We start from the raw sequence: 15,053 nt of genomic DNA, 5'->3' as shown, positions 1-15,053 counted from the left end.
TGGCACGCCGCTCACAAGGCGACGTTACGGTTGCCGCGACGTTCCGGCGAGCCTCCAACGCGATGTCATGAAATTGCTGCGGAGTTGTCGCAAGTCCTGAACGGGGACGGGGCCGCGTCATCATGACCATCGTCAAGTGGATCGCCATCCTGTTCGCGGCCGTTTATCTCGGCGGTGTCCTCGTGCTGTATGTCAGGCAGCGCGAGATGCTGTTTCCGATTCCGTCCGTCGGTCGCACCGCGCCGGATGCCGCAGGCTTGCCCGAGGCCGAAGAGCACGTCCTGACCACCTCCGACGGCGAGAAGGTCATCGTCTGGCACGTGCCGGCGAGGCCCGGCCGCCCCGTGATCCTGTATTTCCCGGGCAATGGCGATTATCTCGCCGGTCGCGTCAGCCGCTTCAAGGCCATGACGGCGGACGGCACCGGTCTCGTCGCGCTGTCCTATCGCGGCTATGCCGGCTCGAGCGGTGCGCCGAGCGAGGAGGGCCTGCTGCAGGATGCAGCGGCCGCCTACGCCTTCACCACTGCACGCTATGCGGCGGAACGAATCGTCGGCTGGGGCTTTTCGCTCGGGACCGGCGTGGCGGTCGCGATCGCCTCGCAGCATCGGGTTGGAAAACTCATCCTGGAAGCTCCCTATACGTCGACGGTCGACATTGCTGCTTCATCATTCTGGTTCGTTCCGGTGCGCCTGCTGATGCGAGATCCATTTCATTCCGATGAGCGCATCCCGCGCGTCACTGTGCCGCTATTGGTGATGCATGGCACCAATGACCTTGCCATTTCGATCGTGTTCGGAGAGCGTCTGTTCGCGCTCGCGCATGAACCGAAGCAGTTCGTTCGCTTTGCGGGCGGCGGACACGACAATCTCGATGCTTTCGGTGCGATCGAAACGGCGAGGCGCTTCATTGCTTCCTAGACGGCTTGTTGTTCGGTGCGGGAGCGGGTTCATCGCCGCGATCCTGGTCGTGTTGTTGCCACAGCACGCATGGGCGGCGACCGGACTCGACGGCGCGGCGATGCGCTGGCCCTATGCGCTGCCCTTTTGCGGCCTCCTGCTGTCGATCGCGCTCGGCCCGCTGCTGTTTGCACGGTTTTGGCACCATCATTACGGCAAGATCGCCGCGGCCTGGTCGCTGCTGGCACTCGCCTCGCTCGTCGTCTTGGCCGGGAGCATGGCGGCGCTGGCGGCACTCGTCCACGCCATGCTCGCCGAATATCTCGGTTTCATCGTGCTGCTGTTCTCGCTCTATGTCGTGGCCGGGGGAGTTCTCGTCACGGGCGACATCAAGGCGACGCCGGCGGCGAATGCCGGCATCCTCGCGCTCGGCACGTTGATGGCGAGTGTCGTCGGCACCACGGGGGCGGCCATGATCCTGATCCGGCCTTTGATCCGCGCCAACCGGCCGCGGCGCCACAACGTCCATGTCGTCATCTTTTTCATCATCCTGGTTGCCAATGTCGGCGGTGCGCTGAGCCCGCTCGGCGATCCCCCGCTGTTCGTCGGCTTCCTGCATGGCGTCGACTTCTTCTGGACCACGCGGACCATTTGGCTACAGACGGCGATCGTTGCCGGACTGCTGCTCGCGATCTTCGTTGCCATCGACGTCTGGCGCTTCCGCAGCGAACCCTTGCCCGGCGGCGTCGGCGCCGCGAAGCCGGTCCGCATCCGCGGCCTCGTCAACCTGGTGCTGATCGCAGCCATCGTCGCGAGCCTGCTGGTCTCGGCGATGTGGAAGCCCGGCATTGCCTTCGACATTTTCGGAACCAGGCTGGAGCTGGAAGACATCGCCCGCAACGCGGCGCTGCTGGCGATAGCGGCCCTGTCGGTGTGGTTGACGCCGGACGAGCACAGGCAAGCCAACGGCTTCACTTGGGAGCCGATTCGCGAAGTCGCAAAACTGTTCGCCGGCATTTTTGTCGCGATCATCCCGGTCATCGCTATGCTCGATGCCGGCCATCACGGTGCCTTCGCCTGGCTGTTGTCGGCCGTGACGGCGCCGGACGGCACGCCGCGCGAGGTTGCCTATTTCTGGTTCACCGGCCTGATGTCGGCGTTCCTCGATAATGCGCCGACCTATCTGTTGTTCTTCGAGCTCGCCGGCGGCGAGCCGCAGGTGCTGATGCATGAGCTCTCGGGCACGCTTGCGTCCATCTCCATGGGCGCGGTCTACATGGGCGCGCTCACCTATATCGGCAATGCGCCGAACTTCATGGTGAGCAGCATCGCCAGCGAGAACGGCATCGAGATGCCGAGCTTCTTCGGTTATTTCGTGCGCGCCAGCGCGGTGCTGATCCCGCTGTTCCTGCTGCTGACGCTGCTGCCGCTCGCGCCGATCCTGCACTTGCTTTGAATCTGCCGACCGATTTGCCACTGCTCGCCCAAGGTGCGATGAATATCGTCGCACCCTGGGCTTTTCGTTTGAGCATGATCCTTTCGGAAAGCCGCGATACATTTTTCCGGATCGTGCGCGAAGCAGTTGGAGCCGATAGATGAGCGCGCATAGTCCGATGCCCCGGTCGGCCTGGATCTTTCCGGCCCTGGCTGTGCTGTTGTTTGTAGCCGTCAGCGCGACGGGCTATGTGTTCACGCTGTCGTTTGGCGGGCTCTTCTTCGCCATCGTGCTCCTCGTCATCCTGTTCGGCACCGTCTTTGCCGCGGTTCATCATGCCGAAGTGATCGCCGAACGGGTCGGCGAACCCTATGGCACGCTGGTGCTGACTCTCTCGGTGACCATCATCGAGGTGGCGCTGATCACCACGATCATGCTGGGCGACAAGCCTGCCCCCGAACTGGCGCGCGACACCGTGTTCGCCGTGGTGATGATCGTCTGCAACGGCCTTGTCGGGCTCTGCATCTTCATCGGCGGCCTGCGCTATCGCGAGCAGGGCTTTCAGCTCTCCGGCGCCAACGTCTATCTCAGCGTGCTGTTCGCGCTCGCGACCATCACCCTGATCATGCCGAACTACACGACCACCACGCCGGGCCCGGTCTATTCGGCGATTCAACTCGGCTTCGTCGACGTGGTTACGCTCGCGCTGTATGGGGTGTTTCTCTACACCCAGACCGTGCTGCACAAGGATTACTTCGTTCACGAACGGGAGGATGGCAGGATCGGCGAGGCGCATCTGTCGGGCCGGACCTTGGTGCTCAGCGTCGTGCTGCTGCTGATTGCGCTGCTGGCGGTCGTGCTGCTGTCCAAGAAATTCTCGCTGGTGGTCGACGCCGTTGCGGCCAGGATCGGTGCGCCGCCTGCCTTTGCCGGACTTCTGGTCGCGCTTTTGATCCTGCTGCCGGAAGGCGTCGCGGCCGTCTCGGCGGCCCGCAAGAACGACCTCCAGAAGAGCATCAATCTCGCGCTGGGCTCGTCGCTGGCCACCATCGGGCTGACCTTCCCGGCCGTCGGTGTCGCTACCTATGCGCTCGACAAGGAACTCAAGCTCGGTCTTAGCGCCCAGGGCAGCGTCCTTTTGCTCCTGACCTTCTTCCTGAGTATGCTGACCTTCGGTACGGGTAGGACCAATGTTCTGTTCGGGCTGGTCCATATGGTGGTATTTGCCGTCTACGTGTTCATGGTTTTCGTGCCCTGAACCGGTTTTCGGGATCATGCCCCAGGAGAGTTCCGATGCTTGCCGCCAAGTCCGAGGTTCAGGTCGACAATGAGCAGGTTCGGGTGACGGAGTGGCGGCTCGCTCCAAACAGCGCCACCGGGCATCACACCCACGGCATGGACTACGTCATTGTTCCCATCGTCGCGGGGGAAATGACCATCGTGGCGCCAAATGACGAGCGGTCCAAGGCGCAGCAGCTTGCGGCTGGAAAATCCTACTTTCGCAAGGCGGGCGTCCGACACGACGTGCTTAACGAAACCGCAACCGAGATCGTGTTCCTTGAGATCGAGCTGAAGCCGTAAGTCCGGCGTACTTCTTTGCCATTGATCCGTCGCAGTTGATCCCTCACTATGCCTCAAAGTTCCCGCATCAGATCGCGCGGGGAGTGGCCGGAATGCTGAAATACGTCGCTAAAATTTCGATGGACATCTTCCCCTCGGTGCTCGCAACGATCATCGGGGCATACATCGTTAATCACTACATCAACGCCAAGCCGGCGGCGGATGCGCCGTCGGCCGTGATGGCGCCTGCCGAGGCCGGCAAGAACGGCAAGCCCGCCGATGTGGCCAACCTCCCGGCGCACGGCGTCAAAGCCAAGGGCATCTCCGAGAAGAGCGTGACGGACAAGCCGGCGGCCGAGAAGACTGCCGAGCAGCCGGGCGCTGAGCCCAAGACGACTGAGAAGACCACTGAGAAGGCGACTGCGGACGTAGCGCCGGCCGAGCCCGCCCCGCGCGGTAAGACGTCCGCGCGCGAGAAGGCGGTCGCCAAGTCCAACCCGGCTGTCACGGCACCCGCTCCCTCCGCCCCGGTGGTGGAGGCCAATTCGGCGCCGGCTGCTGCCGCTCCGGCTGCAACCGCCGATGCCAACGATCTTGTGCGCGCTGCGATCGAGCGCCTGCGCAAGTCGCCTGAGGGCAAAGCGATTGAGGCCAAGTCCTTCGAGACCAAGCCTTCCGAAACTAAATCTTCCGAGACCAAGTCTTCCGAAACCAAGTCGGTCGAGAGGACCCAGGAGCCTGCCGTGCGGGAAGCCGCCCGCACCCCGGAAGCCCCGCGTATTATCCCCATGGACCCGTCGATGGTACGGCCGTTGCCGCCGCCGATCACGGTCTCGACGCCCGCACCCGAGGCCTATGGCAATGGTGGCTCGCAGGCGAGCCCGCCCTACACGGCCTCGGTCGGCAACGAGAACCCGAATCGGTTGACGCCGCCGGCTGATATTCCAGTCCCGATGATAGCGCCCCCGCTCGATCTGCGCGCCGATGCGGGCGCGTCCATGCCGCGGCCGAAGACCAATGTCGCCGACGACATGCTGTCGGGCGTCAAGTCCATGTTCCATTCCGTTCTACCGAAGAGCGACACCCCGGATTAAGACGGGGCCTGCGTTGCGCCAGTATCGTCAGCCGCCGACGCGGGCGAGGCCGCTGCGGGCGGCATCGTCGCGCGGACGAAGCGAGACCGCCTTGGTGTAGGACGCCGCCGCCTTGGTCCTGTCGCCCAGCCTTTCATAGGCTTGTCCGCGTGTGCTCCAGACCTGGGCATTGTGCGGATCGGCCTCGGAAGCCTCATCCAGATCGGCCGCAGCTTCCTTGACCTTGCCGAGGGCGAGATAGCTGTTGGCGCGGCCGAGCAGCGGCTCGACCTTCTGCGGGTTTAGTCCGCTCGCGGAGCTGAAATCGGCGATCGCGAAGTCGTGCTGGTTTTTGCTTTGGTAGATCAGGGCGCGGCCATAGAGCGCCTGCGCATTGTAGGGATCGAGCCCGACCGCGAGATTGAATTCATCGAGCGCGGCCGCCGTCTCGCCGGACTTTGCCAGGGCCTGGGCCTTTGCCGTATGGGCCTGGGCTTCGCTGACGTTGTTGGCGCTGACCACGTTCTCAGCCATCGTGGCAGTCTTGGGCGCCTCCTGCGGCTTCTCCTTCTCCGGCATCAGCGATCCCAGATCGAAGGAGCAGCCGCAGAGTGCAATCCCCGTCAAGGCCAGCGCGAGCGGCTGCTGCCAGATCTGGCGGAACCGCGCCAAGCGGCGCTTGGGGAAAGGGGAGGCCATCTACGGTTCGCTCGCGCTGGTGCCGCATCGGTAGTGCCCCGTCCCAGAAAGGCACCGCTCACAAAACAATAACGCGGACCAGGGGCCCGCGTCATCGAAAACTGTAGTCTTTTCAGGTCTGGTAAATCAGCGCGGTCCGCGCGGACCAGCACTTGCACCAGCGCCAGCACCCGGGCCGCCACGACCGCCACGATCACCGCCGGGGCCAGCGCCGAACACCGGCTTCGGCTTCATCGGCAGCAGGCCTTCGCGCTGCAGCTTCTTGCGGGCCAGCTTGCGCGCGCGGCGCACGGCTTCGGCCTTTTCGCGGGCCTTCTTCTCGGAGGGCTTCTCGTAGTGACCGCGGAGCTTCATCTCGCGGAAAATACCCTCGCGCTGCATCTTCTTCTTCAGCGCCTTGAGGGCTTGATCGACATTGTTATCGCGGACGAGAACCTGCACGCGGCATCCTCTTCAGTGGATCGGATTTGAATTCTGGTAAGTCAAAGGGGATGGCGAAGACGCGCAAGCCCTTAACCTTGAGGGCGCGGATGTATCAGACAAAACTGGGGATGTCCACCGACCAACCGCGTTTTCGGGCCAAGTTCAGCCATCAAATGAGGCAAAATACCACTGTGCGGCCCTGATTTGGGAGATTTGACGCCAAGGGCGGGGCCGTCTCCGGAGCTTTGTTCCGGAATCCTTGAAAGCAGGGGACGACACATGGATATGAAAAAATACGCGGCCGAGGCTATAGGCACCTTTTGGCTCACATTCGCAGGTTGCGGGAGCGCGGTGATCGCAGCCGGCTTTCCGCAGGTTGGTATCGGTCTGGTCGGTGTTTCCCTCGCATTCGGGCTGAGCGTGGTCACCATGGCCTATGCGATCGGCCACATCTCCGGCTGCCATCTCAACCCGGCTGTCACGGTCGGTCTTGCTGCCGGCGGGCGTTTTCCGGCCGGACAGATCCTGCCCTATGTGATCGCGCAGGTGGCCGGCGCGATCGTGGCCGCGTGGCTCCTCTACGTCATCGCAAGTGGAGCTCCCGGCTTCGACGTCAGCAAAGGATTCGCGTCCAACGGTTACGACGCCCATTCGCCCGGCCAGTACAGCATGATCGTGTGCTTCCTCACCGAAGTGGTGATGACCATGATGTTCCTGTTCATCATCATGGGCGCCACCCATGGCCGTGCGCCCGTGGGCTTTGCGCCGCTGGCGATCGGGCTCGCGCTGGTGATGATCCATCTCGTCAGCATCCCCGTCACTAACACTTCGGTGAACCCGGCGCGCAGCACGGGTCCCGCATTGTTCGTCGGCGGCTGGGCGACAGCGCAGCTCTGGTTGTTCTGGGTTGCGCCACTGATCGGCGGCGCGCTGGGCGGGGTGATCTATCGCTGGCTCAGCGACGAGCCCACCGGCGTCGTCGCGGGCGCGAAGACGGCGTAACGGCAAAGCGGGATCGCGGCATGCGCCGCGGTCCCGTTACTTGCCGGTCGTGGGTCGCACTTCGGTGACGTGGCCCATCTTGCGGCCGGGGCGCGGCGCGCCCTTACCGTAGATGTGCACGGTCGCGCCCGGCACGCTCAGCCACTTGTCGTAGTCTTTGATCTCGTCGCCGATCAGATTGGTCATGGTGACGACCTCGCCGTGGCGCACGGGCTTGCCGAGGGGCCAGCCGGCAATGGCGCGGATATGCTGCTCGAACTGCGAAATTGACGCACCGTCGAGCGTCCAGTGTCCGGAATTGTGCACGCGCGGAGCGATCTCGTTGACCAGCACCTTCGGTCCGGTGCCGTTGGCGAGCACGAACATCTCGACGGCGAGCACGCCGACATAATCGAGCGCGCTCGCGATCTTGCCGGCGATGCTGCGCGCTTCCTCGGCGAGCACGTCCGGGATCCGGGCGGGCGCACGGGAAATCTTCAGGATGTGATCGCGGTGCTCGTTTTCAGTGACGTCAAAACACTCGACCTGACCTGTGGCCGAACGGGCGGTGATCACGGAAATCTCGCGCTCGTACGGCACGAAGGCTTCCAGGATCGCCGATTTGGTGGCGAGACTGGTCCACACTTTCGCGATGTCGTCGCCCTCGCGGATGATGGCCTGGCCCTTGCCGTCATAGCCGAAGCGGCGGGTCTTCAGCACCGCCGGAAGGCCGATCCTGACGATCGCCTCGCGCAACGACGAGACCGAGGTGACGTCGGCATAGGCTGCGGTGCCGATGCCGAGCCGCGTCACGAAATCCTTCTCGGCGAGCCGGTCCTGGGTGGTCTCGAGGATCTTGCGGTTGGGCAGCACGGGGCGGCGCGCATCCAGCACCATCGCGGCCGCGGACGGCACGTTCTCGAATTCATAGGTGATGACATTGACGTCGCTGGCGAACAGCTCGAGCGCTTCGACGTCGGCATATTCGGCGCAGGTCGCGTTCAGGACGACGTCGAAGGCCGGCGAATCCGGATCGGGCGAGAACACCTGGCAGCGCAGGCCGAGCCGGGCCGCCGCCATGGCCAGCATCCGCCCCAATTGTCCGCCGCCGAGGATGCCGATGGTGTCGCCGGGCTTCAGCTTCACCTGCTTTGCGTCAGTCACGCCTTGTCCTCCGGGTGCTCGGCAACCGCCTCGGTCTGCGCCTTGCGCCAGGCGGCCAAGCGATCGGCCAAGGCCGGGTCGGACAAGGCCAGCACGGCAGCCGCGAGCAGCGCCGCATTGATGGCGCCGGCCTTGCCGATGGCGAGGGTTCCGACCGGGATGCCCGCAGGCATCTGGACGATCGAATAGAGCGAATCGATGCCCCTGAGCGTCCTGGATTCGACGGGAACGCCGAACACGGGCAGTTCCGTCAGCGCCGCCGCCATGCCGGGCAGGTGCGCAGCGCCACCCGCGCCGGCGATGATGACCTTGTAACCGGCCACCTTGGCGCCCTTGGCGAACGCAAACAGCCGGTCGGGGGTGCGGTGCGCCGAAACGATGCGGGTATCGGCGGCAACGCCGAGCGCTGCAAGCGTGTCGGCGGCATGCCGCATCGTGTCCCAGTCCGACTGGCTTCCCATGATAACGGCGATCGGCGCGGTCATGACGTCAATTGTGCTCGAAAAACAGAAAGATAGGCCAGATTAACGGTTCCGGCCGGCGGCTCGCAAGGCGGTGGCAAGGAGAAGCGAATGCACTATCCTGTCTTGGTGAATCCCCGCAAGCCTTCATTGAGCAGGATGCCCATGAAGAAACCAAAAACGGCGAGCGCTGCGAAGGCCAAAAAGGGCCTGAAGACCAGCGCCAGCCGCTCCAAAGCTGCCTCCAAAAGCCCGGCCAAGCGCCCGGCCGGGCGTTCGATCAAACCGTCGCGGCGCGAAGCGTCGGCCGATGACGGCGCCAAGACGGCCATCAAGACGGCCATCCGCAACCTCCGGAGCAAGCTCAAGGGGGCGCTGCGGCGGGTCGCGGAACTCGAAGCCGCCGCCGACACCGACTTCCTGCTCGAGATTCCGAACCGGCGCGGCTTCGAGCGCGAGCTCGCGCGCGCCGTCGCCTACATGAAGCGTTACCGCGCCAGCGGCGCGCTGATCGTGCTCGATGTCGATCGGTTGAAGCCGATCAACGATTCCTTCGGCCATGCCGCCGGCGACGAGGTGCTGAAGGCGATTGCCACAACGCTGGCGCGGCAGATCCGCGCCTCGGACGTGGTCGGCCGGCTCGGCGGCGACGAGTTCGCGCTGCTGCTCTGGAATCTCAGCGAGACCGACGCCAAGGCAAAGGCCGCGGCCTTCGAGGAGGCCATCGACGAATTGTCCTTTGTGTTTCACGGTCAGCACGTGAGCGCGGGCGCCTCTGCCGGCGTCGCCCTGCTAGGGATGCAGTCCGACGCCGCGCGCGCCCTGGAGGAGGCCGACGCCGCCATGTATGTGCGCAAGGCGCACCGGCGGCATGAACCGCGCATCAGGCTCGTCAGCAGCTGATTTCAGAGTGTGCCGAGGTCTTCCGGTACGTTGCCGAAGCGGCGGAGCAGTTTGGCGTCACCGAATTCGCCGGTCATGGGATCGCCGCTGCGGCTGAACGCGACCGCGCCGATGTGGCCCGCGCTGTGCGACATAATCTCGGCGCGCCGTAACGCGGCCGCCGAGGTCTGACATTCTTCGGCCGCACCTGCGACCGGCGATCCGTCGTCGTCGGTCAGGAAGGGTAATGCAACGTAATAGGTGACATCGGACATGGTCGGCTCCGATAGCTGGCAGCTCAGGCGGCGCCGCTCTTGCTCCGCATCGTGCTGCGTGAGGACTCCGGAATGCAGCCGGCGGAAATCGCCGCCCGCAATTCCTCGAGCTCGGCCTCCAGATATTCATTGGCCATGATCAGCGCCTTGATGGTGCTGCGCAGATTGCCGTCGCACATGGCGATCGCCTGATCGCAGGCTTGTTCATAATGGCTGTTGTCGAGAAGGGCGGTTGCCGACATCTGCGTTTTCCTTGGGCATTTTCCTGGGGGCGCTCGGTGCCCAAATGTTCTTATTTTGTTCTTTTGGAGTCAAGCGGATTCTCGTGCGGCGGGCTACCGCAAAGCCATCCCCGGTGGATCAGGCGATGATGTCCGGCGTGATCTGATCTTCGATGAACGCGATACGGTCGCGCAACAACAGCTTGCGCTTCTTCAGCCGCTGTAACCGCAACAGGTCGGGGGCGGGCGATTGATGCAGTGCATCGATCGCCGCATCGAGATCTCGGTGTTCCTGGTGCAACCGGGCGAGCTCGGATTCGAGTTCGCGCTCGTCTTCATTGGTCATGTTTGCGGTGGCCGAAAAACCGATAGGCGTGAGAGAGATTAAGGCTGTGGATGCCCTGTGGAAATTATCGTCCTTGCGCGGCGTGATCGCAAGCGATCTGCGACCATCGCTCGCCGATCTCCCGCAACATATTTCTGCGGCTTGCGACGGCGCTGCGCAAGCACGTTGATATCATGGATTTTTCCTGCGTGGTTCCCTTGCTCACGCTTCGTTACATATGAATTTTCAAAAATGACGGTGCGACGACGGATACCCCATCGACAGAACGAATCGGTGATGTAGACTTCCTTGTCCGGATCGAATCCTAAAGGTTCAAACTACCGAGGAGGTTTCGAATGACAATTCAGGCACATCTCGTTGAATTGGAGCGGAAGCACAAAGTTCTCGAAAACGAACTGCACGAAGCTCTCGTGCACCTTTCAACAGACGACCTGCAAATTGTTGAGTTGAAGCGCCGGAAGTTGATGGTCAAGGACCAGATCGAGCGTCTCAGGCACGGCGACACGCTCCACTAGTAACCCCGTAATAGCGTAAAGTTGATCGTACCCTTTCACGCAGGGGTGAGAGCCTTTGCGCTCATCCTTGCGGCAAGGCGCGCGCCGCGCAATCATTGCGCGAGACCGAGCCCTGCGAGTTCGGCGACGTGATCCGCGATCGCGAGCGATGACGTCAATCCGGGCGACTCGATGCCGAACAGATTGACCAGGCCTTCGACGCCGTGATCGCGCGGGCCCTGCATCAAGAAATCCTGCGTGGCCACCGCCGGCGGCACGATCTTCGGGCGGATGCCCGAATAGCTCGGCATGAGCGCGTCGTCAGGCAGCGTCGGCCAGTATTTGCGGATCGCCGGGTAGAAGCGCTCGGCGCGTGACGGGTCGACCTCGTAGTCGATCGTCTCGATCCATTCGACGTCAGGGCCGAAGCGTGCCTGCCCTGCCATGTCCAGCGTCAGGTGCACCCCTAGCCCGCCGGGCTCGGGCACCGGATAGATCAGGCGCGAGAACGGCGCCCTCGCATTGCAGCTGAAGTAGTTTCCCTTGGCGAGATAGGCCCGCGGAATCCGGTCCAGCGGCATGCCGTCGATGTTGCGCGCTACCGTGGTCGCCGAGAGCCCCGCGGCGTTGACGAGGAGGCTGCATTGCAGCGTCATCGGCGCTTCGCCGCCCGCTTCGATCTCGATGACGCCGGCGGTCGCCTTGGCGCGGATCAGCGGGGTGTGAAACGCGAAGGCCGCACCCGCGTCCTCGGCTTCACCGCGCAGCGAGAGCATGTAGGCGTGGCTGTCGATGATGCCGGTCGACGGGGACAGCAGCGCGGCGTCGCAGGCAAGCGCCGGCTCCAGCGCGCATGCCGCCTCGCCCGTGAGCAGCTGCATGTCGAGCACGCCATTGGCTTCGGCATGCGCCTTGATCGATTGCAGCTTCTCGGTCTCTTTCGGATTGGTCGCGACGATCAGCTTGCCGCAATTTCTGTGCGGGATGCCGCGCTCGGAGCAGTAGCGGTAGAGCGCGTGCTTGCCGTCGACGCACATGCGCGCCATCCAGCTCCCGGCGCGGTAGTAGATGCCGGCATGGATCACCTCGCTGTTGCGCGAGGAGGTGATGGTGCCGATGGCCTCGGCTTCCTCGAGCACGATCACCTCGCGCCCGGCTTGCGCCAGCTTTCTAGCCACCGCGAGCCCGACCACGCCGGCTCCGATGACGACGCAGTCGACCCTATCCATGGCTGCGCAGGACGTCCGCTCGAAGCGAAGGAGGCCTCAGGCCTGGGGAGGACGGCGCGGGGGCGTTTTCCGTTAAGGAGGCATTTATCATGTCAGGGCAATTGCCGTATTTGGCGTCACATTTTTCCGTTGCACGTACAGGCGTTTACCCGATCCAAACCGGCGAGGCCAGACAATCCGACGTTGAAATCGCGGGTGGCTGATGGCTGAGAAGAACTGGCACGTGGGCAGCACGCTTCCGATTGCGGTGCAGGCCGTCGTGTGCCTGGCCGCAGCCGTCGCGCCTGCGCGCGCCTTTGCCCTCTCCGACAGCTTCGCCCCGCCGAGCTATCTCGGCGAGCTCAATCCCAACGTGATCTGGGAAGCCTTGATCGCGGGTGTCGTCATCTGCTCGTTCCTCGCCGCGATCGCGCTGTGGATCCATTCCTCGCTGCGCCGGACCAGGCGTCTGCAGCTGCGGCGCAATGCCTTCATCTCCTCCGCCATGAACAATCTCAACCAGGGCGTGGTGATGACGGATGCGCAGCGGCGCGTCATCTTCTGCAACGACCGCTATCTCGAGATTTACAGCCTCGGCCGCTCAGAGCTCTGGTCGGGCATGACGGGACCCGACATCCTCGCGTTGCGGCGCAAGCGTGGCGTCCTCGGCGTCGCCTCCGACGACGAGTTCTACGAAAAGGCGGCAAGCACCAACGGCTTGATCACCGAACTGCCGGACGGGCGGGCCATCCTGGTAAAATATTTCGTGCTGCCCAACGGCGGCTCGGTGGCGACGCATCTGGACGTTAGCGAGCAGCGTAGGCTGTCGCGGCAGCTCGCCTCCACCAAGCAGTTCCTGGAAACGGTGCTGGACAACGTGCCGGCCTGCGTGGCCGCGAAGAGCATCGAGGATGGCCGCTACATCTTCGCCAACAGCGCCTATGAGCGCTTCTGGGGATTTTCGCGGGACCAGGTTGTCGGCAAGAACGCGCGCGAGCTGTTCGGGCCGAATTCAGCGGCCAGCATCGAGGCGACCGATCGGGCTGCGCTCATCGCGCCCGCTGGCCAGTACCGCAACGAATTCGAGGTCGAGCGCGGCGCGACCCAGCGCATGGTGGCCTCGATCCGGATCGTGGTCCGCAACGAGAGCAACAAGCCTGAATTCCTGCTGGTGGTGTTCGAGGACATCACCGACCGCCGCTCGCTGTCGCAGGAGCTGGAGAGCACGAAGAAGTTCTTGGAGCTCGTGGTCGACAACATCCCGGTGGCGCTGATCGTCGAGCAGGTCAAGGACGGCCGCTATCTGCTCGCCAACCGCAGCGCGGAGACGATCCTGAACCGCAGACGCGAGGACGCCACGGGCCTGACCGCGTCCGACATCTTCAATCCCAAGGAAGCCAAGCTGATCATCGCGCGCGACGAAGCCGCGATCAAGAAGCGCGGGATGATCACCGAAGAGCATCCGATCTCGACCAAGGACGGCCTGCGACTGTTCCTCACCCGCCGCGCCACCGTGCTGAGCGACGCCGGCGAGCCGCAATATCTGATCAAGACCCACGAGGACGTCACCGATCGCCGGCAGACCGAGTCGCGCATGGCGCACATGGCCTATCATGACGGCCTCACCGATTTGCCGAACCGTGCCGCTTTCTTGCAGGCGCTGACCCAGATGATCGAGGCCTGCGAAGGCACCGGCGAGGAGTTTGCCGTTCTGTGCGTCGACCTCGACGGTCTCAAGGAGGTCAACGACGTCTTCGGTCATGCGCACGGCGACAAGCTTCTGGTCGAGGTGGCCCAGCGGCTCCAGGACTCCGCGCGCGGCGGCGTGGTGGCACGTCTGTCCGGCGACGAGTTCGGCCTGATCATCGATGGCAAACAACCTGAGGCAGGTCTCGCGCTGGCGCAGCAGATCGGTGATGCCGTCGCCAAGGAATTCCAGATCGACGGCCGCCCGGTCCGCGCCGGTGTCACCACGGGCATGTCGATCTTCCCGCACAACGGCACCGACGGCGCCTCGCTGCTCGCCAATGCCGGCGCGGCGCTGTTCCGCGCCAAGCAGAAGTCGCGCGGCACGATCAGCCTCTTCCAGCCGGAGATGGACCAGCAGATCCGCGATCGCCGCGTGCTGCATCAGGACCTCTCGATGGCGATCAAGAACGGCGAGCTTTCGCTGGCGTTCCAGCCGCAGGGCGCCACGGGCCACAGCGTCGCCGAGAGCGAGATCATCGGCTTCGAGGCACTGGCGCGCTGGCAGCATCCGGTGCGCGGCCAGGTCTCCCCGGCCGAATTCATCCCGATCGCGGAGGAAAGCGGCCTCATCGTCGAGATGGGCGAGTGGATCCTGCGCGAGGCCTGCCGCGAGGCAGCGTCCTGGCCGAAGCCGCTCCAGGTCGCGGTCAATCTGTCTCCGGCGCAGTTCATGCACGGCGACGTGGTCGGGCTGGTCCATTCGATCCTGATCGAGACGGGTCTCGCACCCGGCCGGCTCGAGCTCGAGATCACCGAGGGCGTGCTGATCGAGGACTTTGATCGCGGACTTGCGCTGCTGCGGCGGCTCAAAGCGCTTGGCGTACGCATTTCGATGGACGATTTCGGCAGCGGTTATTCCTCGCTGAGCTATCTCCAGGCGTTCCCGTTCGACAAGATCAAGATCGATCGCGCCTTCATCATCAATCTCGGCCGCAACCCGCAATCGGCGGCGATCGTGCGCGCGGTGATCGATCTCGGCCATGGCCTGGAAATGTCGATCGTCGCCGAGGGCGTCGAGACGCTCGAACAGCTCGCCTTTCTCGCCGAGGAAGGATGTGACGGCGTGCAGGGCTATCTGCTCGGCAAGCCCCTGCCGATCGGGAAATATGCCGGCCTCGTCGGCCGCGCTGAAGTCATGGAGCTTGCGCTCAAGACCGGCTAGAGATGGCGAGCGTTTCGCTCC

General features: G+C 63.9%; 17 protein-coding genes. 9 read left to right on the top strand and 8 right to left on the bottom strand.

Annotation, left to right across the window (positions count from 1 at the left end):
- Positions 1 to 122 precede the first annotated feature (122 nt).
- From ABIB06_RS04965 to ABIB06_RS04945, 5 genes are all read left to right on the top strand, one after another.
- Positions 123 to 920, top strand: coding sequence for an alpha/beta hydrolase (locus ABIB06_RS04965; protein WP_354044941.1), 798 nt, complete (start codon positions 123 to 125; stop codon positions 918 to 920).
- Positions 874 to 2,355, top strand: a complete 1,482-nt coding sequence (locus ABIB06_RS04960) for a sodium:proton antiporter (RefSeq protein ID WP_354044943.1) — start codon at positions 874 to 876, stop codon at positions 2,353 to 2,355. The genes ABIB06_RS04965 and ABIB06_RS04960 overlap by 47 nt, the downstream gene beginning before the upstream one ends.
- Before the next feature lie 139 nt (positions 2,356 to 2,494).
- Complete coding sequence (locus ABIB06_RS04955) at positions 2,495 to 3,592, top strand: calcium:cation antiporter (protein ID WP_354044945.1); 1,098 nt, start codon at positions 2,495 to 2,497, stop codon at positions 3,590 to 3,592.
- Between the two features lie 35 nt (positions 3,593 to 3,627).
- The gene (locus ABIB06_RS04950) at positions 3,628 to 3,915 is read left to right on the top strand and encodes a cupin domain-containing protein (RefSeq protein WP_354044947.1); all 288 of its coding nucleotides are present in this window, start codon (positions 3,628 to 3,630) and stop codon (positions 3,913 to 3,915) included.
- Positions 3,916 to 4,007: 92 nt separating this feature from the next.
- Entirely contained in the window at positions 4,008 to 4,988 is a 981-nt protein-coding gene (locus ABIB06_RS04945; protein WP_354044948.1) for a hypothetical protein, read from the top strand.
- 27 nt (positions 4,989 to 5,015) lie between these two features.
- Here ABIB06_RS04945 and ABIB06_RS04940 read toward each other — a convergent pair whose 3' ends face one another.
- Together ABIB06_RS04940 and rpsU are read right to left on the bottom strand one after the other, a co-directional pair.
- Complete coding sequence (locus ABIB06_RS04940; RefSeq protein WP_354044950.1) at positions 5,016 to 5,666, bottom strand: tetratricopeptide repeat protein; 651 nt, start codon at positions 5,664 to 5,666, stop codon at positions 5,016 to 5,018.
- A gap of 126 nt (positions 5,667 to 5,792) precedes the next feature.
- Entirely contained in the window at positions 5,793 to 6,107 is a 315-nt protein-coding gene (gene rpsU / locus ABIB06_RS04935; protein ID WP_007614218.1) for a 30S ribosomal protein S21, read from the bottom strand.
- Between the two features lie 261 nt (positions 6,108 to 6,368).
- Between rpsU and aqpZ the strand changes: the two genes are divergently transcribed.
- Positions 6,369 to 7,091: an aquaporin Z gene (gene aqpZ, locus ABIB06_RS04930; protein ID WP_247343127.1), complete on the top strand. Its 723-nt coding sequence runs from the start codon at positions 6,369 to 6,371 to the stop codon at positions 7,089 to 7,091.
- Positions 7,092 to 7,127: 36 nt separating this feature from the next.
- Here aqpZ and ABIB06_RS04925 read toward each other — a convergent pair whose 3' ends face one another.
- Positions 7,128 to 8,234, bottom strand: coding sequence for a 5-(carboxyamino)imidazole ribonucleotide synthase (locus ABIB06_RS04925; protein ID WP_354044953.1), 1,107 nt, complete (start codon positions 8,232 to 8,234; stop codon positions 7,128 to 7,130).
- On the bottom strand, positions 8,231 to 8,719 hold the full coding sequence (gene purE / locus ABIB06_RS04920) for a 5-(carboxyamino)imidazole ribonucleotide mutase (RefSeq protein WP_354044955.1): 489 nt from the start codon (positions 8,717 to 8,719) through the stop codon (positions 8,231 to 8,233). The genes ABIB06_RS04925 and purE overlap by 4 nt, the downstream gene beginning before the upstream one ends.
- Before the next feature lie 141 nt (positions 8,720 to 8,860).
- On the opposite strand from purE, the gene ABIB06_RS04915 reads away from it, so the two are divergent.
- A complete protein-coding gene (locus ABIB06_RS04915; RefSeq protein ID WP_354044957.1) occupies positions 8,861 to 9,598 on the top strand; it encodes a GGDEF domain-containing protein in 738 nt (245 codons plus the stop codon).
- Between the two features lie 2 nt (positions 9,599 to 9,600).
- On the opposite strand, the gene ABIB06_RS04910 is transcribed toward ABIB06_RS04915, so the two are convergent.
- The 3 genes from ABIB06_RS04910 to ABIB06_RS04900 form a co-directional block, all read right to left on the bottom strand.
- On the bottom strand, positions 9,601 to 9,852 hold the full coding sequence (locus ABIB06_RS04910; protein ID WP_354044959.1) for a hypothetical protein: 252 nt from the start codon (positions 9,850 to 9,852) through the stop codon (positions 9,601 to 9,603).
- A gap of 23 nt (positions 9,853 to 9,875) precedes the next feature.
- Entirely contained in the window at positions 9,876 to 10,094 is a 219-nt protein-coding gene (locus ABIB06_RS04905; RefSeq protein ID WP_354044961.1) for a hypothetical protein, read from the bottom strand.
- 118 nt (positions 10,095 to 10,212) lie between these two features.
- Positions 10,213 to 10,419, bottom strand: a complete 207-nt coding sequence (locus tag ABIB06_RS04900) for a YdcH family protein (RefSeq protein ID WP_247343148.1) — start codon at positions 10,417 to 10,419, stop codon at positions 10,213 to 10,215.
- Positions 10,420 to 10,754: 335 nt separating this feature from the next.
- On the opposite strand from ABIB06_RS04900, the gene ABIB06_RS04895 reads away from it, so the two are divergent.
- Positions 10,755 to 10,934, top strand: coding sequence for a YdcH family protein (locus ABIB06_RS04895; RefSeq protein WP_247343151.1), 180 nt, complete (start codon positions 10,755 to 10,757; stop codon positions 10,932 to 10,934).
- Positions 10,935 to 11,026: 92 nt separating this feature from the next.
- On the opposite strand, the gene ABIB06_RS04890 is transcribed toward ABIB06_RS04895, so the two are convergent.
- Positions 11,027 to 12,142, bottom strand: coding sequence for an NAD(P)/FAD-dependent oxidoreductase (locus ABIB06_RS04890; RefSeq protein WP_247447512.1), 1,116 nt, complete (start codon positions 12,140 to 12,142; stop codon positions 11,027 to 11,029).
- Between the two features lie 202 nt (positions 12,143 to 12,344).
- On the opposite strand from ABIB06_RS04890, the gene ABIB06_RS04885 reads away from it, so the two are divergent.
- The gene (locus ABIB06_RS04885) at positions 12,345 to 15,032 is read left to right on the top strand and encodes a sensor domain-containing protein (protein ID WP_354044963.1); all 2,688 of its coding nucleotides are present in this window, start codon (positions 12,345 to 12,347) and stop codon (positions 15,030 to 15,032) included.
- Positions 15,033 to 15,053 lie beyond the last annotated feature (21 nt).

It is taken from the genome of Bradyrhizobium sp. LB8.2 (assembly GCF_040548035.1).
Taxonomy (GTDB): domain Bacteria; phylum Pseudomonadota; class Alphaproteobacteria; order Rhizobiales; family Xanthobacteraceae; genus Bradyrhizobium.
This window is presented reverse-complemented; position numbering and strand designations above follow the sequence as displayed.